Consider the following 24,368-nt stretch of genomic DNA (forward strand, 5'->3'; position numbering starts at 1 on the left):
CTGACCACTGCTCGTCTGAAAGATCCCCTCGCCCCACACCGAGATCATCACGACGCAGAACAAGGGGATCCAGGCACTTTCAAAACACGCCCTAGCCCCTGCCGTCGAAGTAGTCGGGGTAGTCGGGCTGCGTCTGCACGTTGAGCTCGCGCAGCCGGATCCTCTTGGCCGGGTCCGTGCGCCGGTCGTCGATCCTCAGCACGTCGAGGCCCTTGGCGATGTCGTTCGAGTAGATGTGCCCGTTGTAGTAGTACGCCGACCAGGAGCCGCCGGTGACGACCCGGTCGGTGGCCAGCGGACCCCGCTCGAAGTAGGCGATCTCCTTCGGCTTCGAGGAGTCGGTGAAGTCCCAGACGGAGACGCCGCCCTGGTACCAGGCCTGGACCATGAGGTCCTTGCCCTTGACCGGGATCAGCGAGCCGTTGTGGGCCACGCAGTTCTCGGTGTCCGCCTGGTGACGGGGGATCTTGAAGTAGCTGCGGAAGACGAGTCGGCGCGTGTCGCCCTTGCCGACGATGTCGTAGACGCCGTTCGCGCCCCGGTCCGGTCCGACGGCCGCGTTGCAGGTGGCGGCGCCACCGCCGCCGAGCTCGTCGGTGAACACGACCTTGTCGGCCCGCTGGTTGAAGGTCGCCGAGTGCCAGAAGGCGAAGTTGACGTTGTCCTGCACCCGGTCGATCACCTTGGGGCGCTCGGGGTTCTTGATGGAGAACAGGATGCCGTCGCCCATGCAGGCGCCGGCGGCTAGGTCCTCGGACGGCAGCACGGTGATGTCGTGGCAGCCCGTGGTCTTGGAGACGCCCGGGTTGGTGGGCGCGCCCGGGTTCCCGCCGCCGTCCGGCCCCTCACCGGGGAACAGCACCGGGAACCCGACCACCGCCGCCCTGTGCGGGGCCTTGCGCGGCACCTTGATGACGGAGATGCCGTCGTGCGGCGGTTGGCAGTCGGGGTAGGCGGCGTTCGGCGAGTACGAGGAGACGTAGACGTAGACGTTCTTGCGCTCGGGCACCAGCGTGTGGGTGTGCGAGCCGCAGGCGGTCTCGACGGCCGCGACGTAGCGCGGGTTCCGCTTGTCGCTGATGTCGAAGACCTTCATGCCCTCCCACGAGGACTTCTCGGTCGCCGGCTGCGTGGTGCTGTTGCAACTGCTGTCGCTGCGCGAGGAGTCGGTGGAGAGGAACAGCAGGTCACCGGAGACGGAGATGTCGTTCTGGGAGCCGGGGCACAGCACCTGGGCCACCGTCCTCGGTGACTTCGGGTTGCTGATGTCGAAGATGCGGAAGCCGTCGTAGTTGCCCGCGAAGGCGTACCGGCCCTGGAACGCCAGGTCCGAGTTGGTGCCGGCCAGCGCGTCCTTGGGGATGTTGGCCACGTGCCGGATGTTGCCGGAGTGGACGACCTCGTCCTGGGCGGGTATCTCGCCGCTCTCGATGGCCTCACGCGCCTCGGCCTGCGCGCTTCGGGAGATCTCTTTCGGGGCGGTCGGCTCGTCCCCGGGGTCGGGGATCGCCGCGGCCGGCGCGGCGGTGAGCAGCGCGGCCAGCAGCCCCCCGGCCGCTGCGGCAACTCCCAGCCGTCTGCGCCGGGTTCGGGGGTCTCTCAACAGGATCACTGTCTTTCCTCCCTTGTACCGTTCGGCTCGGAACGGGCGGTGCACCGGCAGTATCGTCCTGGCCATGGACATAACAACAGTGGGCAACGCGCCTGTGACGAAGTTTTCCGATCACTGCCGCGTGGAAGCGTGCCAGGACAGTCGTCGGCACTCACGAGGTGTCCCGCAGCCCTCCTTCGGAGGGGTGCCCCAGCCACAGGAGGTCCCGTGCTCTTCCGCCGCGTGTCACGCGTGTCCGTCGCCGCGACCGGGCTGACCGCCCTGGCCGTACTCGGGCTCGCGGGCTGCGACTCCGGCACGGACGACGCCGAGTCGGCTGCGACCGGCGGGCCTTCGGTGATCGCACCGGGCGAGCCCGGAGAGCCGAACCGGACGCTGTCGGCGGCGGAGGCCGCACAGCAGCGCGCCGAGGACGACTCCCCCAACTCCGCGGACGTCTCCTACACCCGCATGATGATCGAGCACCACTCCCAGGCCCTGGAGATGACCGAACTCGTCCCGGACCGCGCCGAGTCGCCGAAGATCGTCAAGCTGGCCGAGCGGATCACGGCCGCGCAGCAGCCGGAGATCAAGGCGATGGAGGGCTGGCTGACGACGCACGGGAAGACCGAGAAGGCCGAGAAGAGCGACGGGCACGACCACGACCACGCGGCGATGCCCGGGATGGCGACCCCGGCCCAGCTCAAGAACCTGCGCGCGGCCGAGGGGAAGGCCTTCGACCAGCTCTTCCTCACGCTGATGATCACCCATCACGAGGGGGCGATCACCATGGCCACGGATGTGAAGGCGCAGGGCAACAACATCCAGATCGAGGAGATGGCCGACGACGTGGTCGCCCAGCAGACGAGCGAGATCACGCGGATGCGCGACCTCCTGTGACGCCCGCGCCGGGACCGTTCACCGCCGGGCGTGACGCGGGGTCAGCAGGCCCGCGTCACGTGCCCGGCCGATGACCCGCAGCGCCCCGCGCCGGCTGTATCCGGTCGCGCACATCACGGCGAGCACCGGGTCGGCGCCCTCCTCCTGGGCCGCGCGGTACTCCCGCGCCACGAAACGCCTCCCCACGGGCCCCTGCGGTCCGACCAGGCGGGTCCGCCGCTCCCCCGTACCGGACGGGACACCGGCGGCCGGTTCGTCCTCGACGCCGCAGGCCCGCGCGAGCGGCCCCTCGATCCAGTCGGCGAACAGCGCCAAATCCTCCAGCGACAGCGCGGGCCGGGCGCGTACGTCCTCGACGCAGACGCTGTGCCCGGACACCATCGCGAGCGCCTCGACCCCGGCTCCGTCCGCGAAGGTCAGCCGCACGTCGAACCAGCGCGTCGTGTGCTCCCCTTCGCGCACCTCCCAGGCAGGCCGCACGGACACGGCACCGTCCGCCGGAGAACGATCGGAAAGATGAAGAAAGCACTCCTCAAGCACGCCCGCAACGTAATCACGTGAGCACTTTCCCCACGGACGAACACGCACCCCGGCCGATGGACGGCACCCTGACAGCGGAGCGGGCGCCGCTTCGGCCGTGCGGCCGAGGAGGCGGGAAGACACCACCTCACCCCTCTTCAGGAGAATGCGCTCACTGCCGCTGCAGATGGCCGAATAGCTGCCGTACGGGGCGTTGACCAGAAAGCGCTTTCCCTCTACGTTCCGTTCAGCGACGTGAACCTCGGGCGCCCACGGCGCCTCCACGCCTCCACGCCCCCGCGTCGCCGACACCCCCACATCACGACAGAAGGAACCGGAACATGACCTCGGTGACAACACCGCGCGTCCGCGGGCGGGCGCTGACCGGCGCACTGGCCACCCTCGGGCTCTCGGTTGGCATGCTTATGACAGCCGGAGCCTCTCCGGCCGGCGCCGCCACCTGGCCTTCCGCCAACGGCAGCGAGGGCGTCTCCTCCACCATCTCGGTGTCCGGCACCAAGGACTACGGGATGAAGCGCCTCTACGGCACCGGCGCCCTGGGCTCCGGCAGCCAGGACGAGGACCAGGGCCCGATCCTGGAGCTGGCGGACGGCGCGGTCCTGAAGAACGTCATCCTCGGCGCCCCGGCCGCCGACGGCATCCACTGCAAGGGGTCCTGCACGCTGCAGAACGTGTGGTGGGAGGACGTCGGTGAGGACGCGGCGACCTTCAAGGGCAAGTCCTCGTCAGCGGTCTACACCGTCAGCGGCGGCGGGGCGAAGGAAGCCGGCGACAAGGTGTTCCAGTTCAACGGAGCCGGGACGCTGAACGTGTCGAACTTCGCGGTCAAGAACTTCGGGACCTTCGTGCGCTCCTGCGGCAACTGCTCCACGCAGTACAAGCGCACCATCAACCTCAACACGATCGAGGTGAACTGGAAGGGCGGCAGGATCGCCGGGATCAACACCAACTACGGCGACAGCGTGACCCTGCGCAACATCACGGTCGTCGGGGACAGCAGCAAGAAGATCATCCCCTGCCAGAAGTACATCGGCAACAACACCGGCAAGGAGCCCAGCACCAACGGCTCGAACGCCGACGGCACGTACTGCAGGTACGCGTCGTCCGACATCACCTACAAGTAGCCCTCCTCCTCACAACGGCCCCCCACGGTGAGGCGGCGGCCGTACGGAGCGCCCCGCGCGGTGCTCCGTACGGCCGCCGTGTCGTGCCGCGCCCGCCGCCCGCCCCGTCACCGCCCGTCTCGTCCGCGCCGTTCCCGCCCGTCCACGCTCGCGCGGACCTCGCCGACGAGTTCACGCCGGTAGTCGGTGTAGGCGGCCCGCAGCGCCTCGCCCGGCCACTCGGCGGGGAGGAGGGCCGGAGGCAGGACGGGATCGGTGAGCAGGTGGCGTACGACGGCCGCGAAGACGGTGAGCCGGTCGGCGGGGCGGTCGGCGCCGCCGATGTGCGCGAGGAGCGCGCGGGCCGCGCCCGCCCAGGCGTCCAGCGGCCACAGGCTCCCGGCCAGGTCGGCGGCGGGCCGGTCGGGGCGGGCCGTGTAGTGCTGGGCCACCCCGTCGAGGGGCGCGGACAGCGTGCGGTCCAGGTTGGCCGGCCGGAGCCACACGCCCTCGCGGAGTTCGGCGAGCCGAAGGGCGGCCAGCCGGGTGCGCAGCTCCGCCCGCTCGGCGGGACCGCGTCCCGTGGCGGTGATCACCACCATCTCCCAGTCACCGTCCCACGCGCGCGTCCTCGGCCCCACGGCCTCGTCCTGGCGGGTCTGGCGGTCGAGCAACCGGCCGCTGAGGCGGTAGCCGGCACCGGTTTCGGTGCGCACCAGATCGCCGGCGGCCACCATCCGGCTGAGGGCGGCCCGCAGCGTGGAGCCGCCGACGCCGAAGCGCTCCACGAGCCGCCCCAGTTCCCGCGCCGGAAGCTGCGGCGGGTGCGTGCCGAGCAGCAGGCTCAGCACGACCGACCGCGCGGACAGGGGACGCAGCAGCAGGTCACCGGTTCGCTCCGGGTCGTTCATCCGCATGGATCCGTACTGTACGGCGCGCTTCTCGCCCCGCGGCGCACTGCCGGACGCCACGCGTTGCACCATTGCTGCAGCCGCAGAAATAATGCAGCATTCGGCGTATGGCCACGACAACCGCGCACGAGCAGCACGGCACACCCGCCGCCTCCCCCGGGGGACACGCGGCACCGGAGGCACTCGCGGCACCCCGCGGGTACGCCACGCACGACGTCCTGAACCAGCCCCCTCCCCTGGCGCCCTACGACGCCTCCGAGGACACCGCCCTCCTGGAAGGGGTGCGGCGCGAGGGTGCCGGCTGGGCGGAGGAGGATCTGCGGCGGCTCGGCCGGCTGGCCGGCAGCGCCCAGGTTCAGGAGTGGAGCGAACAGGCCAACCGCCACGAGCCCGAACTGCGCACGCACGACCGGTACGGGAACCGGATCGACGAGGTCGAGTTCCATCCGAGCTGGCACCACCTGATGCGCACGGCCGTCGTCGAAGGGCTGGCCGGCGCGCCCTGGGCGGACGACCGGCCCGGCGCCCATGTCGCGCGCACCGCCGGCGGACTCGTGTGGGGGCACACGGACGCGGGGCACGGCTGCCCCACCTCCATGACCTACGCGGCGGTGCCCGCCCTGCGCCGGCAGCCGGAGCTGGCCCGGGTGTACGAGCCCTTGCTGACCGGCCGGGAGTACGAGCCGGGCCTGCGGGTGCCGGGCGAGAAGCGCGGGCTGCTGGCCGGCATGGGGATGACGGAGAAGCAGGGCGGCTCCGACGTCCGGACCAACACCACGAGGGCGACGCCGACCGCGGAGCCCGGTGTGTACACGCTGCACGGGCACAAGTGGTTCACGTCGGCGCCGATGTGCGACGTGTTCCTGGTGCTGGCGCAGGCTCCCGGTGGTCTGTCGTGCTTCCTGCTGCCGCGCGTGCTGCCGGACGGCACGCGCAACACGTTCCGCATCCAGCGACTGAAGGACAAGCTGGGCAACCGGTCCAACGCGTCCTGCGAGCCGGAGTTCGACGGGACCGTCGCCTGGCTGGTCGGCCCGGAGGGGCAGGGTGTGAAGACCATCATCGAGATGGTCAACTGCACCCGGCTGGACTGCGTGATGATGTCGGCGGCGCTGATGCGCAAGACGCTCGTCGAGGCAGGGCACCACGTGCGCCACCGCAGTGCCTTCGGGGCCCGGCTGATCGACCAGCCGCTGATGCGCAACGTGCTGGCCGACCTCGCCCTGGAGTCGGAGGCCGCGACGGCGCTGACCCTGCGGCTCGCCGGGGCGGCCGACCGCGCGGTGCGCGGGGACGCGCAGGAGGCCGCGTTCCGCCGGATCGCGACCGCCGTGGGCAAGTACTGGGTCACCAAACGGGGCCCGGCCTTCACCGCCGAGGCCCTGGAGTGCCTGGGCGGCAACGGCTACGTCGAGGAGTCGGGCATGCCCCGGCACTACCGTGAGGCCCCGCTGCTGTCGATCTGGGAGGGGTCGGGCAACGTCAACGCCCTCGATGTGCTGAGGGCGCTGGGCCGGGACACGGCCACGGCGCAGGCGTTCTTCGCCGAACTCGCGCTCAGCCGCGGGGCGGACGCCCGGCTGGACGCGGCCGTGAGCCGGCTCGAGGGCCGTCTGGCGGAGGGTGCGCAGGCGGGGGCCCGGCGGCTGGTCGAGCAGTTGGCCCTGGTCCTCCAGGGCTCCCTGCTGGTCCGGCACGCCCCGTCCGCGGTAGCCGACGCCTTCTGTGCGACGCGGCTCGGCGGTGACTGGGGGCACGCCTTCGGCACGCTGCCCGAGGGGGCCGGTCTGGACTCGATCGTGGACCGCGCGCTTCCGGCCCCGTAGGCCGCCGCACCGGTCCGACCTGCGACGACGCCTGATCCAAAAGTGACTGTCAGTGGTGGGGTGCACACTGGCCGGTGTCCAAAACGGATGCGTCGACGAAGGCGTCGGCGACGTCGCGGAGGTGATCGGCATGACCGAGGTACTGCTCGCGGTGGGCACCCGCAAAGGCCTGTTCATCGGGCGCCGGCGGGGTGGCGTCTGGGAGTTCGACGGCAGCCCCTGCTTCAACGCCCAGGCGGTGTACTCGATCGCCGTCGACACCCGGGGCGCGGTCCCCCGGCTGCTGGTCGGCGGGGACAGCGCGCACTGGGGTCCGTCCGTGTTCCACTCCGACGACCTGGGCCGCACCTGGACCGAACCGGCGCGGCCCGCCGTCAGGTTCCCCAAGGACACGGGGGCGTCGCTGGAGCGGGTCTGGCAGCTTCATCCGGCCGCGGCGGAGCCCGACGTGGTGTACGCGGGCACGGAACCGGCCGCGCTCTACCGCTCGGAGGACCGCGGGGAGACCTTCGACCTGGTCCGTCCGCTGTGGGAGCATCCGACCCGTTCCCGGTGGGTGCCGGGCGGTGGCGGCGAGGGTCTGCACACCGTGCTGACCGACGAGCGGGATCCGCGTGCGGTGACGGTGGCCGTGTCCACGGCGGGCGTGTTCCGCACCCGCGACGGCGGCGCCAGCTGGGACCCCTCCAACTCCGGGGTCTCCGCGGTGTTCCTGCCGGATCCGAACCCGGAGTTCGGGCAGTGCGTGCACAAGGTCGCCCGGGACGCGGTGACACCGGACCGGCTGTATCTGCAGAACCACTGGGGCGTGTACCGCAGCGACGACGCGGGCGCCCGGTGGACGGACATCGGCGGGGGTCTGCCGTCGACGTTCGGCTTCGCGGTGGCGGCGCATCCGCACCGAGGCGACACGGCGTACGTGTTCCCGATCAACGCCGACTCCGACCGGGTCCCGGCCGACCGGCGCTGCCGCGTCTTCCGCACCACGGACGCGGGCGGGAGCTGGGAGCCGCTCACCGAGGGCCTGCCGCAGGGCGACCATTACGGCACGGTGCTGCGTGACGCGCTGTGCCACGACGGCGCCGACCCCGCGGGCGTGTACTTCGGCAACCGGAACGGTGAGGTGTACGCGTCGGCCGACGACGGGGACAGCTGGCAGCAGCTCGCGGCACATCTGCCGGACGTGTTGTGCGTGCGGGCCGCGGTGGTCTGAGGGGGTCGCGGACCGGAAAAACGCGAGGCCCCACGGTGTGGACCGCTCGGGTGCGCACCGTGGGACTCGGGCTGTCGGGCCGCCCTCCTGGCGGACCCGGGGCCCCTCGTCAACGGCCCTGCTGGACCGCCGTGTTCGTCTCCTGGGCCGACGGCAGCCGCCAGTCGACGGGGGCGGCGCCCTGCCGGACCAGGAAGTCGTTGGCCCGGCTGAACGGGCGCGAGCCGAAGAAGCCCCGGTCCGCCGACATCGGCGAGGGGTGAGCCGACTCGATGGCGGGATAGTCCCCGAGCAGCGGACGCAGATTGCGCGCGTCCCGGCCCCACAGGATCGACACCAACGGCCCGCCCCGCGCGGCGAGGGCACGGATCGCCTGCTCCGTGACCTCCTCCCAGCCCTTGCCCCGGTGGGCGCCCGGCTTGCGCGGGGCGGTGGTGAGCGCCCTGTTGAGCAGCAGGACCCCCTGCTCGGTCCACGGGGTCAGATCGCCGTTGGCGGGCCTGGGCAGGCCCAGGTCCGCGTTCAGTTCCCGGTAGATGTTCTCCAGGCTGCCCGGCAGCGACCGCACGTCCGGCGAGACCGCGAAGCTCAGACCGATCGCCATGCCCGGTGTGGGGTACGGGTCCTGACCGACGATCAGGACCCGCACGTCGTCGAAGGGCTGCTGGAACGCCCGCAGCACGTTCGCTCCCGCCGGAAGGTACGTCCGGCCGGCCGCCACCTCGGCGCGCAGGAAGTCCCCCATGGCCGCGATGCGTCCGGCCACCGGTTCCAGGGCCTTCGCCCAGCCGGGCTCAACAAGTTCATGCAAGGGTCGTGGTGCCACGCCGGATCACTCTAGTGGTTCACACCGACATCCCGTACCGAGCGGTCGGGCCCCTGCGCCGGAGGCCGTCCGGGCGCTAGTCTTCCTCCCCGTCGTGGTCGTCGAGGAGGTGGGGGACGCGGTGTCCTTGTCCGCCGGGCCCGGATTCGTCGCCGTGGACTCCGGGGGCTCCGGACTGCGTGTCGTCGTCGGTGCCGCCGGGCGCGGTCCGCTCGCCCGGGGCGCTTCCGGTGAACCGGTGCGGACCGGTTCCCGGGGAATCGACCCGGGGCATCTCATGGAGCAACTCGTGCCCATGGCACGGGGGCTGGCCGCCGAGGCCGGGATCGGACGGCTGGACACGGTGGCCGTCGGCGCGGCCGGGCTGGCCAGCCTCGGGGACGCGCTGCGCGCCGAGTTGCCGGGAGCGCTGGCGCGGGAACTGGGGGTACGGCGTGTGGCGCTGGCCGCCGACGCCGTCACCGCCTATGTCGGCGCCCTGGGGTCCCGGCCGGGTGCCGTGGTCGCCGCCGGCACGGGTCTGATCGCCGTCGGCACCGATCTGACCGGGTGGCGCCGGGCGGACGGCTGGGGGCATCTGCTCGGTGACTGCGGCGGCGGCGCGTGGATCGGGCGGGCGGGCCTGGAGGCGGCGCTGCGCGCCCACGACGGACGGGCCGGCGGCTCCGGCCGGCTGCTGGAGTGCGCCGAGGAGATGTTCGGCCCGGCGGCCGCGCTGCCCGGTCACCTGTATCCGCGCACCGACCGGGCGGCCGTCCTCGCCTCCTTCGCGCCCCGGGTGGCGGAGTGCGCCGGGGACGACGCCGTCGCCGCGGACATCCTGCGGGCGGCCGCCCGGCACATGGCCGACTCGGCGGCGGCCGTCTGCCCGCAGACGGGTCCGGGCGTGGGGGCCGGTTCGGGTTCAGGTTCGAGCCCGGGTTCGGTCGAGCCTCTGGTGGCGCTCACCGGTGGCCTGTTCAACATGGGCGACCCGCTTCTCGTGCCCCTGGACGAGGAGCTGGCGAAACGGCTGCCGAGGGCTCGACGGGTGGCGGCCAAGGGCAATCCGCTGCACGGGGCGGTGTGCATCGCCACCGACCTCGCGACCGGTTCGTTCACCCTTCCGGGTGACGAGAAGATGCTGTGCGTGACAAGTCCGGCAGGTGGAGGGGGCATCGTCGTCCCTGACGCCGACACATAACACAACAGACATATCCGGATGGATGTCTCGCAGACGTACCCTCCCCGAACAGAGGAGCCCAGGAAACCACTAACATTCCGCTCCATGAGCACCCCCACTGGGCCCGCGTCCGGCCTGCCAGTACGAATGCCGCGCCCCCGCCAGCCCGGACGGCACCGCCGTCCCGAGCCTCTGGTGGCTCCCGAGGGCGCGCCCGCGCTCGTCCTCGCCGTGCCGGGTACTCCGAGCAGCGCCACCCGTTCCCTCGCGGACGAGGTCGTGAGCATCGCCCGCTCCGAGCTCCCCGGCCTGGACGCTCGGATCGGTTACCTCGACGGAGACGACGAGGAGTTTCCCACGCTGCAGTCGGTACTCGCGTACGCCGCCGAGGAGCGCACCGCCCGCTTCGAGCAGGCTCGTGCCGCCGGCATGGACGTCAAGGAACCGGACGGCCCCGTCGCCGTCGTCGTGCCGCTGCTCGCCGGTCCGGACAGCGCGCTGCTGCGCCAGGTCCGTCAGGCGCTGATGGACAGCCGCGTCGCCGCCGAGCTGACCGATGTGCTCGGCCCGCATCCGCTGCTCGCGGAGGCTCTGCACGTGCGCCTGTCCGAGGCCGGTCTGGCCCGCGCCGACCGGGCCCGGCTGTTCACCGTGGCGACCGCCGCGGACGGCATCATCCTCGCCTCCGTGGGCGGTGACGAGGCCGTTCAGGCGGCGGGGATCACCGGCATGCTGCTCGCCGCACGGCTCGCCGTGCCGGTGATCGCGGCGGCCCTGGACGAGGAGGGTTCGATCGCGTCGGTGGCCGAGCAGCTGCGCAACTCCGGTTCGCAGCAGCTGGCTCTCGCGCCGTACCTGATCGGTCCCGAGATCGACGCGAGCCTGGTCGAGGAGGCCGCGAAGGAGATCGACTGCGCCGCCTCCGAGGCGCTGGGCCCCTACCCGGCGATCGGCAAGCTCGCCCTCGCCAAGTACACGTCCGCGCTGGGCATCGCCCCGCAGCAGGCGCAGAGCACTCCGGCGCACTGACCGGGGCGGCTCATCCGCTCGTACGACACCGAAGGCCCGCTCCGACCGCTTCCGTTCCAGTGGTCGGAGCGGGCCTTTCGGTTGGTGCCCGCCGGGTGACGGTTCTCAGCCGACGACCACGCAGGACGCCGCCGCCACCGGGATCGCACCGCCGCGCCGGGGTACGCCCGTGTCCGGGTCGGTCTCGAACCAGGTCACGTCCCCGGAGCGCTCGTTCGCGACGTACAGGAAGCCGCGGGACTCGGTGAGCGCGCGGGGCCAGTGACCGCCGCAGGGCACGGTGGCGGTCAGGCGCAGCCCGGCCGTCCCCACGGTGTCCCCCTCGACCGCGAAGACCGACAGCACGTCCTCGCCGCGGGTCGCGGTCCACACGAAGCGTCCGTCGGACGAGACGGCGACGCCCGACGGGTAGGCGTCGCCCGACGGGATGCCGGGCAGGACCGGGATCTCGGCGAGCGGCCGGAGCGCGCCCTCGGCGGCGTCCCAGTGGCAGACGACCAGGGTGGGGCTGAGTTCGTTGAGGACGTACGCGCGTGTGCCGTCCGGATGGAAGGCCAGGTGCCGGGGGCCGGAGCCGGGGCGCAGCGCGACCTCCCGGTGCTGCGCGGGAACACCGTCGGTCAGGGTGTACACCCGCACCGAGTCCGTGCCGAGGTCGACGCCGACCACCCAGCGGCCGCTCGGGTCGGGCAGTACCTGGTGGGCGTGCGGCCCCTGCTGGCGCTGCGGGTGAGGGCCCGAGCCGGTGTGCCGGAAGACCCCGGACGCGGACCGTCCCAGGCCGCCGTCGGCGCGGACGGGGACGGCGGTGACGCTGCCGGAGCCGTAGTTGGCGGTGAGGACGTGTCCGGCGAAGACGCAGAGGTGGGTCGGCCCGTTCGCCCGGACCGGCACCGGGGAGCCGGCCGGCTCCGGCACGTCCCCCGCCCCGGAGCCGGGCACCCGGTATGCGGCCACGGCCCCTTCGGCCGTCTCGCTGACCGCGTAGAGCGTCCTTCCGTCGGGCGAGAGCGCCAGACAGGAGGGGTCGGGCAGATCCCTCCGGGTTCCCAGGACGGTCAGTGCGCCGTCCTCGGGGGCGACGGCGGCGGTGACGATGCCCGGGCCTCCCCCCGCCGTGAACGATCCGATGAACGCCCGCCCTCTGCCGTCCGTCACGCCCGATCCTCTCCGGTTCCCCGCCGTCCGCGGCTGATCCTGCCGGTCCTCGCCGGTCTCCGACCGGTTCCGCGCTGGCCGGTTTCACACCGACCGGAGTGACGCTAGCAGCCCACCCCCCAAGGTCTAGACCAAAGCTCTCGGTTCGCTCGGTGGAGTCGATCGGCCGGACGGCTCGGGCGCAGCACCTGGCACCCTGGACGCTTTGGGATCATGGCCCCCATGAGCACTCTCGACGGACTCTCGGTCCTCTTCGACCTCGACGGCACCCTTGTGGACAGCGAACCGAACTACTACGAGGCGGGCCGGCTGACTCTCGCCGAGTACGGCGTGCCGGACTTCTCCTGGGCGGAACACGAACGCTACGTCGGAATCAGCACCCGGGAGACGATCGCCGACTGGCGGGAGCGGTACGGGTTGCGGGCCCCGGTGGAGGAGCTGCTGAGCGTCAAGAACCGTCACTACCTCGGGCTGGCCCGCGCCTCCACACAGGAGTACCCCGAGATGCGCGCGTTCGTCGAACTGCTGGCGGCCGACGGCGTTCCGATGGCCGTGGCCTCCGGCTCCTCGCCCGAGGCGATCGAAGCGATTCTGGCCGGCACGGGCCTGGACGCGTATCTGCGCATCGTCGTCTCGGCCGAGGAGGTCGCGCACGGCAAGCCCGCTCCGGACGTCTTCCTGGAGGCGGCCCGCCGACTCGGCTCGGACCCGGCCGACTGCGTGGTGCTGGAGGACGCCGCCCCGGGCGCGGCGGCAGCGCACGCCGCGGGCATGCGCTGCATCGCGATCCCGTATGTCGCGGCGCAGGCCGACGCCCCGGAGTTCGCCACCGCCGGGCTGCTGCTGCGAGGTGGCCAGCGGGAGTTCACGGCGCGGGCCGCGTACGACTGGCTGACGCGTTCGGCTCGACCGGCCTGACGCCCGGCCGGGTGCAGGGCTGCCCGCCCGGTCCGGGCGGGCACGCCGGCCGTCGGCAGCGGCCGCGCCCCGTCCGTTCTGCTGCTGTGCCTGCCGCCGCACGCCTGCTTCCGGCGCCCGGATCCGCGTGTGATCTTCGACACCTCCGACTCCGGCGTCCCGGTCCCTTCCGGAGCGGCGATGGCGGCACCCCGCTGAACCGGATCCGGCCAGGAACGCCCATTGACGGCAGGAAACCCCTGGTCACACGAGTGCGGATCGCCGCGGCCGCCTGCTTGCCGGCCGGTCCGCCCGGCGGAGCGGATGGCGACAAGGCGACCCGTACCGTCCAGAATGCCTCGCACGGGGCCTGAGTTCACAAGTCGGGACACCCGGCGTCGCACGGTCGCGCCGGTCGTCGGCACCGGGGGCCGGCGGCAGAAGATTCCTTCCGGAACGGTGATTGTTTCACCACTGCCATCCGTACTCCCTGGCGTTGGGCTGTTGATACACCAGGAGGCACGATGCGCATCTCGCGCAGCACGGCAGGAACCGCGTTCGTGGGCGGAGCCATGGTTCTCACCCTCTCCGCGCTCGCCTACCCCACCATGCTGGGCGTGCAGAACACCTCGAGCACCCAGGACCGGGTCGTCGCCAACACGCAGTACGGGCAACTGACCGAGGCCGACCGTGACTTCGTGGTCAAGGTGCGCGCCGCCGGACTGTGGGAGCACCCCTTGGGCCTGCTGTCGATGGAGCGGGGCACGACGCCGGAGATGAAGGAGGTGGGCGAGCACCTGGTCGTGGGGCACGGACGACTCGACGAGAGCTGCCGCAGGATCTCCCTCGAACTGGGCATCACCCTGCCCAACCAGGCCTCGCCCCAGCAGGAACAGTTCGTGGAGACCATCAAGGCCACCAACGACAAGGAGTTCGACACCACGGCCGTGAACATCATGCGGGTGACGCACGGCCAGATCTTCTCGGTGATCGCCAAGGTCCGGGCCAACACCAGGAACACCCTGGTGCGACAGCTGGCGGACCAGGCCAACGACACCGTGCTCGACCACATCACGGTCCTGGAGAAGACCGGACTGGTCAATCACGAGCAGGTCAACTTCCAGCAGACCAGCCCGCCCAAGCTGCCCAGGGAGCAGGTGACGCCGCCGGCCCCGCAGGCGGGCGCCCCGGTGCTGGTGCTCGAGATCCCCGAGGAGCTGAAGGACCTCAACACGGTCTCCCCCGCGCCGACGCCCGGTGAAGCGGTGAAGTAGGCGCCCCGGAAGCCGGGAGGCGGACGTCAGGACCCGCGGCGGGGCGTGCCCCGGCGCGGGTTCTTCGGTGTGCCGCCGGTGCCCTTCCGCCGCCCCCGGTCGGCCGGTCCGCCCGCCGCCTGCTGCCGGCGGGCACCGCCCTTCCCGGCGGCCCGCCCTGGTTTCTCCTGCTTTTCCCGTTTCTCCCGCTTCTCCTGCGCGGAGGGCTGGGGTCGGGTGCGGCCCCGGGTGCTGTTGACGGTCCGGCCGCGGACGATCCCGATGAAATCCTCCACCGAGTCGGTGGTCGCCGCCTCGGGCCACGCCAGCGCCACGCTCGATTCGGGGGCGTCCCTGAGCGGCCGGTGGGTGACGTCCTTGCGGTGGTGCAGCCGCGCCAGGGACAGCGGTACGACGAGCACGCCGATCCCGGCCGCGACGAGCTGGACGGCGTCGGCGGTGGTCGCGGGCCGTTCGAGGGCGGGCTTCCCGGGCAGGGTCTCCCACCCGAGGACGTCGTCGAGGGGGTGCAGCACGATCTCGTCGGCCAGGTCCTCGGGGGCCACCTCGTCGACCGCCGTCACGAGGTGGCCCTTGGGGACCACGACGACCGTCTGCTCGGTGTAGAGGGGAATCGCGCTGAACACCGTCCGGTCGACGGGCAGCCGGACGAGGCCCGCGTCGGCGTCCCCGTTCAGCAGCAGGTCGGCCGCCTCCGCGGCGGGCACCTGGGTGAGGGTCAGCGGGACGTCGGGCAGTCGCTCGCCCCAGACGCGCGCCCACTTGCCGGGCATCACCCCGGGTGCGTACACGAGCCGGAACGATGGGGACACATCCGAGCCTGTCACCCGGCCAGGTTACCGGCCCCGTCCACTGATCGTGGTCGGCGGTCGCGCACACGGTCGATACCCTGGACACCATGACGTCGCACCAGAGCACCCAGACCATGAAGCCCGCGACCGCGGCGAAGAAGCTGGGTGTGTACCTCGAGGCCACCCCCGCCGAATTCCGGGAGGGTGTCGTCTCACGCGCCGAGCTGAACGCGCTCCAGGCGGACCCGCCCCAGTGGCTGCAGGACCTGCGGCGCGACGGCCCGCACCCCCGCCCGGTGGTCGCGGCCAGGCTGGGCATCTCCATCTCGGGTCTCGCCCGCGGTGGGATCACCGAGCCCCTCACCACCGAGCAGATCAAGGCTCTCCGGGAGGAGCGCCCCGAGTGGCTGGCGCGGGAACAGGCCACGCAGGCGGAGGTCCGCAAGGAAGAAGAGCGCATCCGGCAGCGGAACGAGGAGCGCGCGAAGCGCAACGGCTGACCGGCTGATCCCCCAGCGCGCCCTTTCCTCACCACCGAACACCCTCGAACGAGCCCGAACACCCCCGCACGGGCTTTCCCTTCGGGGGTGTTCTCGTCCGCACGCGCCCCCGCGTGCCGCGATACCGACGGAACGCGAGCCTGTCCCACCCCTTCCGTCGCATAGAAATATCTACGACCATGGCTGCACGCCGGGTCGACGCGCGGACGACCGTACGGCCGTCGGCCCGTGACCAGCACGCGCCGACAGCGGCGCAGCCGACCGTGCGCGGGGTGGGACATGCAGAGCGCCAGCTGGAAACAGGCCGTCGAATGGCTGGCCGCGGCGGCCAGGGACCCCCGGCAGTGCAAACGGGAATGGGATCACGGCACGGGGACGGCACTGCTCGCCGCAGGACGGTACTGGGACGTGCTGAGCGTTCCCGACCGGCTCGGGCTGCTCGCCCTGGACCTCCTGTGGAGCGACCCGCTGAAGGTGCCCGGACCCACCCTGGTGGATGTCATGGCACGCAGAGTCGGGTTCTTCCTGCCGCCCGATCCGTCCGGCGAGTGGGTCGGGTTCGGTGTGCGGCACGTCAGCCGTGGCTCCTGGGTGGCGGTGCCCCCGCCGTACCGCCCCACGGGCCGCCTGGAGTGGCTCGTCCCCCCGGACGGCACCGGCACCCTGCACTGCCCCACCACCCTCGAACAGGCCCTGCGCACAGCCACCGGCACCCTCGCCGTCCTCACCCCGCCCGGCCCGGAACCGGCGGAGCCGGGCGGGTGGTGAGTGCCTCGTCGAGGTGATCTTCCTCTCTCGACGAGACGGGATGTCGCCGCAAGCCGCTGGACCGCCGTAAGAAGCTGTGCCTGATCCCTGCGTGACACGTCGACCATGGACTTTGGTGCAGGTCAGCCGCCGCGTCACGGCCCTCCGCGGTGAGGAGCGCTGTGAACACCCCTGCCATGCCGTTCGAGATACGGCGGCAAGCCGGCGCTTGGCTGCGACTTCGGCGGCCTGAACCGGAGTTCCTCCTACGGCGACAGCGTCAAGCAGATGTTCGACGACCAGGGCTCCGTCACCCGGCATCCAGCGGATCGGTGTTCACCCCGCCGCACAGCCAATAGCGTGGCGGGGTGAGCGCCGTTCCCGTACGGCTCCGCACTCGCCGAGGAGGTAGCCCATGAAGCGCTCCGGCGTCCGCGCCCTCATCGTCACCGCAGGCGTCGCTGCGGCTGTGGCCACCGTCGTCACACTCCGTCAGAACACGTCCGAGTCGCCCGCCTCTCCGCCTGAGCCCGGGGGCGACACATCGACCTCCGAGGTTCAGCACGACCAGCGCGACGTGGAGGAGTACTGGACCGACCGCCGCATGGAGGAGGCCGAACCGGCACCCATGCCGCACGAGGAGTGACGACTTCTCTCAGGGCCTCCCGTTGTCCAGTTCACCGGGACTTGACCCGCCACTCAAGACCCAAACGCAACGGTGTTGAGCTCTACGGCCCGTCATCCCTGGTGGGACGGGGTGGTACGGCCCCCTCCGGGTCGGCGGTCCGGTCATTCCGAATGTCACCCCGACGGGTCGGGCCGCTCCTCTCGGCAGCATGTCGGTGGGCGCTCCTACGCTCTCGTACATGAGCATGGATGATCTTGCATGGCAGGCGAGCAACTTCGGTGGTCTTCCCCCGAGAAGAGTGGGCCTTCTGTTGGAGCACGGTCATCTGGACCTGGTGATCCAGGCGGCGGCGGAACGCGGCGAGTGGTTCTGTGCAAAGGGCGCGGTGGAGGAGTTGTGCCGGACGGGAAAGTTCGCACAGGCGCTGAAGGTGACGGAGCCGTTCGTCGCGACCGGGTGGCCGACTGCCGTGTGGGCGAAGGCGGACATCCTGCTCCGGGCGGGACGGCCGCAGGAAGCGTTGAATCTGGTCCGTCCGGACGAAGCCGGTCGGCCTTCGAAGGCCGAGTGCCATGACTTCGCTGAGTTGCTTGTCAGGGCAGGGCGCGTCGACGAGGCCATCGATCTGCTCGTCCCGCACATCGACGGATGGTGGACCCTGTCCGTCTTGGTGGAGATCACCGCAGGCCAGAAGCGTGACGAGCAGGTGCTGGAGCTGATCGCCCCGCACGCCGACAGCGCGCGCCGGGCCCGGGGCGAGAGCCGGTGGAACCACCCCTTCTCCAACGCGCAGGAGCTCCAGGCCCAGGTGCTGGAGCGCGCCGGCCGTGCCGACGAGGCGATCCGGATCCTGGGTCAGGACATAGCCGGAGACCACTACCTCACGCAGAACACTCTCACTGCCTACGCCGAGCTTCTGGCGCGTCATGGTCGGTTCGACGAGCTACGCGAGCTGGCCACCGGACAGAACGCGCACACCGTCCTGGACATCTACGCCGGAGCCCTTCGCGACCACGGGCGAGCCGAGGAGGCCGAGTCCGTGATGCGCGATGCCATCGCTGCCGACGACTGGGTCGGCTACCGCGCCTGGCTCTCCTCGGTCTTGCTGCGGGACGGCCGGCTGGACGACGCGATCGCCGTGGCCGAACCCGGTTTCGGCTGGTACGACTGCTCCAACCTCCTCGCACCACTCGTCCACCCGCTTCTCGACCGTCCCGAGGAGCTGCTCCACCTCGTGGAGCACCCCAGTGTCGTGCCCCATTACGACCACGAGGAGTTCCAGCACTGGTGGCGGGCTTTCGCCCTTGCCGGGCTCGGCCGCGTCGACGAGGCGATCGCCCTCGCCGAAGCCCGCCCGGACCCCTGGACCGACCTCCGTATCGTCAAGGCCGGCCTCCTCAGCGCCGCGGGCCACCTCGACGCTGCCGCCACTGAACTGCGGGCACTCGGCACAATCAAGGCACGTGAGGAACTGTGCGAGGTCCTGATCAGTCAAGGACAGGCGGCCGAGGCGATCGCCGTCCACCCGACAGTGGCCGAGCAGCGGGCCGCCGCACCGAAGCCCGAGCCCGTCCCTCTGAGCGAAGGCGGGTACTCCTTGGAGCCACCCTTCTAGGGAGGACTCGGTGAGTCCGCCTGCACCACACCTGTTGCAGACGCTCCATTCCATATCCAAGCCACTGAGCTGCATGAACTCTGTCGAGGGATCGCCTCACCCGTAGGGCCCCCCAGAGAAGGCGTGGGCCCGCCAGGGCAGGCAGACGTAGGAGGTCTTCGCGTGGCCCCTGCCGCCAGGGCAAACGACAACTACGCGAAGCCCGAAGCATTTTGGGGTCCAGGGTGCTCCCGGAGGTCCTCCAGGATCTTCGCGGACGGCGGCCGTCGCACTATGACAGTGCGGAACGGGAACGATGTGCCGCACACTCTCCGGGTGATCGTGTCGCAGCCCGTCCTCGAAGTCTCCGCTTCCTCCGGCTTCGCCTTGCTGCCGGGCGCCGTCGACGACGGCCAGGGTCCCGGACGGACATGGGATGTCACCCAGCTTGAAGCCCTCTTCCATGGCGCGGGGTCCACGGCCGCGTGTCGGACCATGGTCGTGCGGGGAGAATCTACTCACCGCGGGCGTGCTTCAGCCGGCAGACTCCTCCATGCGTGGGAGAAGGGCGGCCCGATGACCGTCAGGTCCGCCCAGACGGTCTTCGTGTACGCGTCCCGGACCTCGCAGCCCCACCGTTCGGCGTATGCCTCCACGAGCAGCAGCCCACGTCCCGACGGGGCATCGAGTGCGGCCGGACCGGCGGCCGAGTCGTCCGGCAGGCGTTCAGGGCGGGTGTCCGTGATCTCGACACGGACGGCGGCACGCTCGGGCAGGAGGAGCAGCGTCAGCCGGAAGTCCCGTCCGGGGGTACGGCCATGAGTGATGGCATTGGCCGCCAGCTCCGCCGTTACGAGGGCGACGGCCTGTGACGTCTCGGATTCGTACGGGATTCCCCAGGCCGCGAGCTGCTGCCCGGCGAGGTGGCGGGCGAGACGGGCTCCGCGTGCGGTGCTGCTGAGGCGGAGGGTGAGTTGTGGGGCGCCGGTGGGTGGTTCGACCCTGACATTGGATGACTCCACAGAGTAACCGTCCCGTCACGCAGATAGCCTGGCGAGGTCGGACTTCCGTACCCGGTCACGCGGTACGGCCGCTGTACGGGTTCGTACGGCAGGTGTACGGATCCGTGCTCGTGGCCGGAACGTCAGGTCGGTCGTTATCGGTCACAACGCAACGCTGCGCGGAACAAGGGGGCGCGATGGGCAGGACCACCCAGCGGGAATGCGGGACCACCGGCCGACGCGGGCCGGACAAGGAACGTCCGGCGGCGTGGAGCGCCTATGGCAAGCTCGTCCGCCTTTTCCGCGAACGCGCCGGCCTCACCCAGCAGGCCCTCGGTGAGGCGATCGGGTACTCACTGGAGCAGGTCGCCTCCGTCGAACAGGGCCGCAGACCGGCGAAGGCGGCCTTCACGGAGGCCGCAGAGCGGGTACTGGAGGCAAGCGGGGCTCTGCGGGTGCTCCAGGAGGACGTGGACCGGGCCAAACTCCCCGTCTTTTTCCAGGACTTCGCCCTGCTGGAGGCCGAGGCCGTGAGCAGGTTCTCGTACGATCCCCTCTTGATTCCCGGATTGCTGCAAACCGAGGCATACGCACAGGCGTTGCTTGAAGCGCATTTTCCGCCACTGTCCGATGAGATCGTCGAGCAAAGGGTCGCGGCTCGCCTTGCGCGTCAGGCGTTGTTGAGTCGCAAGAGCCCGCCCATGGTCTTCGTGTTCGTCGTGGAGGAGGCAGCAATCCTGCGGGTGGTCCGCAGCGCTGCCGTCATGCAAGGACAGTTGGAGCACCTGCTGATGTGCTCGAAGATGCGCAACATCGAACTCCAGATCATGCCCACGGTTCGAGGTGCCCACAGCGGACTCAACGGGCCGATGGTGCTGATCGAGTCGACCGACCGCAAGCAGTTCGCGTACATCGAGGCACAGGACGTCGTAAGCGTCAGGTCCGACCGGCACGAGGTCAGCGAGTTCTGGCTGCGGTATGGGATGCTGCGCACACAGGCCCTCAACACCGAGGAGTCCTCCCGTCTCATCGAGCGCATGGCAGGGGAGCTATGAGCACCGATCAGGGCATCGAGCAGTCCAGCGAACTCGCCTGGTTCAAGAGCAGCTACAGCGGAACAAGCGGCGGGGACTGCGTAGAGGTGGCCGTCGGCTCGGACACCGTGTATGTACGGGACTCGAAGGCCGTGGACGGCGGGCCCGTGCTGCGGGTCGGCCAGGCCGGGTGGGCTGCGTTCGTGGCGCTCGCAGCCCTGTAGCGCCGCTGGAGTTCCGAAGCGCAACAACGGGTTCGTCCGCGCCACTTCAGGTGACGTGGACGAGCCCCTTGTCATGCCGCCGGTTCAGACAGGGGGTGGCGCCGCTCACCGGGTCGGTGTATGCCTGCTTGTAGCGGACGTCGGTCACAGCCCTGGGCGAACGCAGCAGTTTCCCTCCTCCCCGACGAGCCGCTTGTTGCGGTTGCCCGGCCCCTGTACGAGCCGACGAGGCTTGGGACGGTTGTCAAGGCGGATCAGGACCGTAGATGATCAGGCAGTCCGAACCGAGGGAGACTGACGTGCGATTCGCCGATGGCCCACGTGTGCACTGCGACGTTCATGTCGAGGCGGCCTTGCCGCAGGTCTGGGAGCTGGTGGCGGACGTCCATCTGCCTGCCCGGCTCAGTCCGGAGCTGCAGCGCGTCGCATGGCTCGACGGCGCGGACCGGCCCGTGGTGGGTGCGCGCTTCGAGGGCTACAACCACCACGACAAGCTCGGCGAGTGGCGGACCGTCTCCCACGTGGTCGAGGCGGACGAACCAAGGGTGTTCGCCTGGGCCGTCACGGATGCGGACGGCCGGTACGGAGAGCCGACGCTGGATCCGGCGAAGCCTATGGCGTCCTGGCGCTATGAACTCGAGGCCGAGGGCGAGGGCTCCCGGCTGCGGCAGTCGGCCCTCATCGGGCCGGGCCGCAACGGGGTCACCCTGGCCATCGAGCGCTGGCCGGATCGGGAAGAGGAGATCATTTCCTTCCGGCTGAAAGAACTGCGCGCGGGGATGGAAGCCACCCTTCGCGGCATCAAGAGGCTTGCCGAAGAGCGGCAGTGATCCGGGCAGCGGCCTCCGAAGGGGTGGTGGTATCGGTGTTGACCACCAGGGTCTTGCTGCCGGCGGTGGCCGGGGTGCCAGCGGTGGCCGGGGTGCCGGCGGCGTGCTCGTACAAGTCGACCTCGCGCCGGGGAGATACCGGGGACAGCGCCAAGCCGCATGCCCGGGCCCGGAAGGCTCCGCCTGGGGACGGTTCCTGACGCTGTCTCAGTGGCTGCGGTGGACCCAGGGACTCAGTGGAGGCAGAGGCAGAAGGGATGGCCGGCCGGGTCCGCGTAGACCCGCCAGTTGGCCTCCGGGCGGATTTGGTCCGTCCGCTCCAGCACGGTCGCGCCGAGGGCGAGCGCCCGCTTCTCCTCGCCGTCGAGGTCGTCCACGTCGAAGTCCAGGTGGAGCTGCTGTGGACGCCCCTGGCCGGGCCATTCGGGCGGTCGGTAGCCGTCCACCCGCTGGCAGGCCAACGGCGTCCCCTCGAACCCGTGCACCTCGACCCACTCGGGAGCCTCCGGGTCCGCGACCACCCGGCCGCCGAGCAGTTCCGCGTAGAACTCCGCGAGCCGTACCGGATCGGCGCAGTCCAGCGCGACCGCCTGCAGCTTTCGAATCACTTCCGATACTCCTCGTTCTTCGGATGCTTCCTCGACTCCGCCGTACGGGAAGGGTCGTACCGTTCCTCATCAGTGAGCAGGAGTGAGTCCTGGACCCAGCCCTGAGCATCTGGCGCATCCCGAACGGTGGTGGATGCACTGGTCGCCCGCGTTCGCTCCGCATCCGGCGACACGCATCGCGTGCGGGGTCCGGGGATGCGGGGGCGGGTTCCCTCACGCCCTCGGGCACCGTATCCGGCCTGGGCGGTCCGATGCCCCGCAGCATCGCTCTGGTACTGCGGGGGCGGTGCCGTCCGCCGCCGGATACGGTGCCCGAGGGCGCGCCTTCCGATCGCGACGCCGGCGGCGTCGTGACGGGTGGTCCTGCGGTTCTTCGAGGTGAGGGGCTTCTGCCAGTGCTGCGCGCCCCACATCGAGGTGTACGCGGGGTCGACTGCGACGACGGCGATGCCGAGTTCGGCCGCCATCGACACGAGCCGTGCCCGCAGCTTCGAGACGGGCAGGCCGGAGATGAGCTTGCGGAACCGCTTTTTGCGGCCGTGCTTCTCGCGGGTCTTCTCCGCGCCGAAGTCGAGGTTTTCGACCGCGATGGCGGAGCCTTCGCGTCGAGCCCAGTGCAGCAGTCGGGTGAGGGCGTGCCGCACCTGGGCGTCCCGGTGGTGGGCGGTGCCGCTGAGGTCGTAGGAGAAGCGGCGGGGCTCGCCGCACGGGTTGCCGTGCTCGTCCAGCCGCCAGGCGGCGAGGTGGTCGGCGTTGGTGTCCACGCCGATCAAACCACCCGAGCGGGCCAGCGCCAGGGACACGGTCTGGACCGGGGGGATCGTCCACGAGGCCGTGAGGTACCAGCGGCCCCGGTCCGGGTCGTGGTGGATGCGGTAGGCCACCGCCCGGTTCGCGGACACGCGGTCGGCCCACTGATCGCCCCGGTGCGCGAACGCCACCCGGCCGGTGAGCACGTACCGGCCGTGCGGGGCGTTGGCCAGCCCAGCGAGGGGGGCGGGCAGCCTGATGCTGACCTGACCGTCCGGGCCGACGCGGATGGTCTCGTTGCCGTGGCGCTTCCCGCTCTCCCCGTCCGCCTGCAGGAACCACCGGGTGGCCTGCCAGCGTGCGCGCCACTGGTCCTCGGTGAGCTGGGCGGCGGGCAGCTGGTGCCGCAGCCGGGCCAGCCGCCGGCCGCCCCGCACCACGCGTACGGTCCCGGCCTCCCAGGCGGCGCGCTCCCGGGCCAGCCGGTCCTCCAGTACGTGCAGCCGACGGGCCTTGGCGTGCCATTCCCGTTTGCTGCGGTACCCGCCCGGCGCCCGCTTGCTGCCCTTCTCCCCGAGGGGCAGGGACAGCCGGTGGCGCAGGGTCCGGACACCGGCTTCCAGCGCCTGGAGGTGGGCCAGCGCACTGCGGCGGGCCAGCGCCCACTGGTCGTGCGTGGCCCTGGTGATTGCCCCCGCCCACCGCGCCGACGACTGGGGTGTCAGCTCCCGCTTGCGCGTAGCCCATGCCCCGGCATCATGGGCCAGACCGTCCCGGCAGCGTGCCTTCAGATCACCGGAGGCCAGCGCGCCCAGGTGCGCGCTCACCCGCCGCAGCACCTCCTCATCGGCGTACGTGAGCTGCTTGAGCCGGGTACGGATGGCCACCCCCGACGGGCCGGGCACGACGAACGGCGCCGCGAGCTTCCGCGGTCCCTCCACCCCGCCACCCCCCTCAGACCGACGACCCGCTCATCCCGCCCAACGAGCACCACCCGCCAGGGTCACGCATTCGGCAGACGAACCCCCATTCCCCCTTCCGGCATGACCGCCCGCACTGTGGGTCGTGGCCCGGACCGTCTGTGCTCACTCATCCACACCGGAACACACTCGTGCTCAGCCACACCCCAGCACTTCCCCACCCCAGGTCGCAGCGGGCATGCGCGGCGGTACGCCGGTCCGCCACCGGTCCGGGTTCTGTACGGCCGTTGCACGGTCCGGACCCGCGGCCG

Annotated in this window: 24 protein-coding genes; 15 read left to right on the forward strand and 9 right to left on the reverse strand. The window is 71.2% G+C overall.

Annotated elements, in window-relative coordinates; genetic code table 11:
• Window positions 1-91: 91 nt before the first annotated feature.
• Window positions 92-1,612, reverse strand: coding sequence for an LVIVD repeat-containing protein (locus ACWEQO_RS11455; protein WP_361458726.1), 1,521 nt, complete (start codon window positions 1,610-1,612; stop codon window positions 92-94).
• 207 nt (window positions 1,613-1,819) lie between these two features.
• Here ACWEQO_RS11455 and ACWEQO_RS11460 point away from each other — a divergent pair, with 207 nt between their 5' ends.
• On the forward strand, window positions 1,820-2,491 hold the full coding sequence (locus ACWEQO_RS11460) for a DUF305 domain-containing protein (RefSeq protein ID WP_452981595.1): 672 nt from the start codon (window positions 1,820-1,822) through the stop codon (window positions 2,489-2,491).
• An 18-nt stretch (window positions 2,492-2,509) separates the two neighbouring features.
• Here ACWEQO_RS11460 and ACWEQO_RS11465 read toward each other — a convergent pair whose 3' ends face one another.
• Complete coding sequence (locus tag ACWEQO_RS11465) at window positions 2,510-2,977, reverse strand: DUF6214 family protein (RefSeq protein ID WP_361458730.1); 468 nt, start codon at window positions 2,975-2,977, stop codon at window positions 2,510-2,512.
• A 374-nt stretch (window positions 2,978-3,351) separates the two neighbouring features.
• Here ACWEQO_RS11465 and ACWEQO_RS11470 point away from each other — a divergent pair, with 374 nt between their 5' ends.
• Window positions 3,352-4,155, forward strand: a complete 804-nt coding sequence (locus ACWEQO_RS11470; protein ID WP_361458732.1) for a pectate lyase — start codon at window positions 3,352-3,354, stop codon at window positions 4,153-4,155.
• Between the two features lie 107 nt (window positions 4,156-4,262).
• Here ACWEQO_RS11470 and ACWEQO_RS11475 read toward each other — a convergent pair whose 3' ends face one another.
• Window positions 4,263-5,051, reverse strand: coding sequence for a PaaX family transcriptional regulator C-terminal domain-containing protein (locus ACWEQO_RS11475; RefSeq protein WP_452981942.1), 789 nt, complete (start codon window positions 5,049-5,051; stop codon window positions 4,263-4,265).
• 101 nt (window positions 5,052-5,152) lie between these two features.
• On the opposite strand from ACWEQO_RS11475, the gene ACWEQO_RS11480 reads away from it, so the two are divergent.
• A complete protein-coding gene (locus tag ACWEQO_RS11480; protein WP_452981599.1) occupies window positions 5,153-6,871 on the forward strand; it encodes a DNA alkylation response protein in 1,719 nt (572 codons plus the stop codon).
• 52 nt (window positions 6,872-6,923) lie between these two features.
• Window positions 6,924-8,084 (forward strand): WD40/YVTN/BNR-like repeat-containing protein, encoded by a 1,161-nt coding sequence (locus ACWEQO_RS11485; protein ID WP_452981602.1) that lies wholly within the window; start codon window positions 6,924-6,926, stop codon window positions 8,082-8,084.
• Between the two features lie 109 nt (window positions 8,085-8,193).
• Here the strand turns inward: ACWEQO_RS11485 and ACWEQO_RS11490 are convergent, their stop codons facing one another.
• Window positions 8,194-8,910, reverse strand: a complete 717-nt coding sequence (locus ACWEQO_RS11490; RefSeq protein WP_361458740.1) for a uracil-DNA glycosylase — start codon at window positions 8,908-8,910, stop codon at window positions 8,194-8,196.
• Window positions 8,911-9,004: 94 nt separating this feature from the next.
• Between ACWEQO_RS11490 and ACWEQO_RS11495 the strand changes: the two genes are divergently transcribed.
• On the forward strand, window positions 9,005-10,093 hold the full coding sequence (locus tag ACWEQO_RS11495; RefSeq protein ID WP_452981606.1) for an N-acetylglucosamine kinase: 1,089 nt from the start codon (window positions 9,005-9,007) through the stop codon (window positions 10,091-10,093).
• Window positions 10,094-10,177: 84 nt separating this feature from the next.
• Window positions 10,178-11,101, forward strand: a complete 924-nt coding sequence (locus tag ACWEQO_RS11500; RefSeq protein WP_452981609.1) for a sirohydrochlorin chelatase — start codon at window positions 10,178-10,180, stop codon at window positions 11,099-11,101.
• 105 nt (window positions 11,102-11,206) lie between these two features.
• Here ACWEQO_RS11500 and ACWEQO_RS11505 read toward each other — a convergent pair whose 3' ends face one another.
• Window positions 11,207-12,259 (reverse strand): lactonase family protein, encoded by a 1,053-nt coding sequence (locus ACWEQO_RS11505; protein ID WP_452981612.1) that lies wholly within the window; start codon window positions 12,257-12,259, stop codon window positions 11,207-11,209.
• Between the two features lie 222 nt (window positions 12,260-12,481).
• On the opposite strand from ACWEQO_RS11505, the gene ACWEQO_RS11510 reads away from it, so the two are divergent.
• Both ACWEQO_RS11510 and ACWEQO_RS11515 read left to right on the forward strand, forming a co-directional pair.
• The gene (locus ACWEQO_RS11510) at window positions 12,482-13,177 is read left to right on the forward strand and encodes an HAD family hydrolase (RefSeq protein ID WP_361458748.1); all 696 of its coding nucleotides are present in this window, start codon (window positions 12,482-12,484) and stop codon (window positions 13,175-13,177) included.
• A 503-nt stretch (window positions 13,178-13,680) separates the two neighbouring features.
• Window positions 13,681-14,430 carry a DUF4142 domain-containing protein gene (locus ACWEQO_RS11515; RefSeq protein WP_361458750.1) on the forward strand — a complete coding sequence of 250 codons (750 nt, stop codon included), beginning with the start codon at window positions 13,681-13,683 and terminating at the stop codon, window positions 14,428-14,430.
• A 26-nt stretch (window positions 14,431-14,456) separates the two neighbouring features.
• On the opposite strand, the gene ACWEQO_RS11520 is transcribed toward ACWEQO_RS11515, so the two are convergent.
• Window positions 14,457-15,257, reverse strand: coding sequence for a LysR family substrate-binding domain-containing protein (locus ACWEQO_RS11520; protein ID WP_361458752.1), 801 nt, complete (start codon window positions 15,255-15,257; stop codon window positions 14,457-14,459).
• 71 nt (window positions 15,258-15,328) lie between these two features.
• On the opposite strand from ACWEQO_RS11520, the gene ACWEQO_RS11525 reads away from it, so the two are divergent.
• The 4 genes from ACWEQO_RS11525 (at window position 15,329) to ACWEQO_RS11540 (ending at window position 18,711) form a co-directional block, all read left to right on the forward strand.
• Entirely contained in the window at window positions 15,329-15,721 is a 393-nt protein-coding gene (locus tag ACWEQO_RS11525; protein ID WP_361458754.1) for a DUF5997 family protein, read from the forward strand.
• A 279-nt stretch (window positions 15,722-16,000) separates the two neighbouring features.
• Window positions 16,001-16,489, forward strand: coding sequence for a hypothetical protein (locus tag ACWEQO_RS11530; RefSeq protein ID WP_361458756.1), 489 nt, complete (start codon window positions 16,001-16,003; stop codon window positions 16,487-16,489).
• Between the two features lie 394 nt (window positions 16,490-16,883).
• Window positions 16,884-17,114: a hypothetical protein gene (locus ACWEQO_RS11535; protein ID WP_452981619.1), complete on the forward strand. Its 231-nt coding sequence runs from the start codon at window positions 16,884-16,886 to the stop codon at window positions 17,112-17,114.
• Window positions 17,115-17,334: 220 nt separating this feature from the next.
• Window positions 17,335-18,711, forward strand: coding sequence for a hypothetical protein (locus tag ACWEQO_RS11540; RefSeq protein ID WP_452981621.1), 1,377 nt, complete (start codon window positions 17,335-17,337; stop codon window positions 18,709-18,711).
• 497 nt (window positions 18,712-19,208) lie between these two features.
• Here ACWEQO_RS11540 and ACWEQO_RS11545 read toward each other — a convergent pair whose 3' ends face one another.
• Window positions 19,209-19,712: an ATP-binding protein gene (locus tag ACWEQO_RS11545; RefSeq protein WP_452981624.1), complete on the reverse strand. Its 504-nt coding sequence runs from the start codon at window positions 19,710-19,712 to the stop codon at window positions 19,209-19,211.
• Window positions 19,713-19,888: 176 nt separating this feature from the next.
• On the opposite strand from ACWEQO_RS11545, the gene ACWEQO_RS11550 reads away from it, so the two are divergent.
• From ACWEQO_RS11550 to ACWEQO_RS11560, 3 genes are all read left to right on the forward strand, one after another.
• The gene (locus tag ACWEQO_RS11550) at window positions 19,889-20,746 is read left to right on the forward strand and encodes a helix-turn-helix domain-containing protein (RefSeq protein WP_452981627.1); all 858 of its coding nucleotides are present in this window, start codon (window positions 19,889-19,891) and stop codon (window positions 20,744-20,746) included.
• Entirely contained in the window at window positions 20,743-20,949 is a 207-nt protein-coding gene (locus ACWEQO_RS11555) for a DUF397 domain-containing protein (RefSeq protein ID WP_452981630.1), read from the forward strand. Before ACWEQO_RS11550 ends, ACWEQO_RS11555 begins: the two co-directional genes overlap by 4 nt.
• A gap of 266 nt (window positions 20,950-21,215) precedes the next feature.
• Window positions 21,216-21,779: an SRPBCC family protein gene (locus tag ACWEQO_RS11560; protein ID WP_452981633.1), complete on the forward strand. Its 564-nt coding sequence runs from the start codon at window positions 21,216-21,218 to the stop codon at window positions 21,777-21,779.
• Between the two features lie 233 nt (window positions 21,780-22,012).
• On the opposite strand, the gene ACWEQO_RS11565 is transcribed toward ACWEQO_RS11560, so the two are convergent.
• Both ACWEQO_RS11565 and ACWEQO_RS11570 read right to left on the reverse strand, forming a co-directional pair.
• Window positions 22,013-22,387, reverse strand: a complete 375-nt coding sequence (locus ACWEQO_RS11565; RefSeq protein ID WP_452981636.1) for a VOC family protein — start codon at window positions 22,385-22,387, stop codon at window positions 22,013-22,015.
• Window positions 22,384-24,078, reverse strand: a complete 1,695-nt coding sequence (locus ACWEQO_RS11570; RefSeq protein ID WP_452981639.1) for an IS200/IS605 family accessory protein TnpB-related protein — start codon at window positions 24,076-24,078, stop codon at window positions 22,384-22,386. The genes ACWEQO_RS11565 and ACWEQO_RS11570 overlap by 4 nt, the downstream gene beginning before the upstream one ends.
• Window positions 24,079-24,368: the final 290 nt, after the last annotated feature.

The sequence above is a fragment of the Streptomyces sp. NPDC004051 genome, assembly GCF_053604275.1.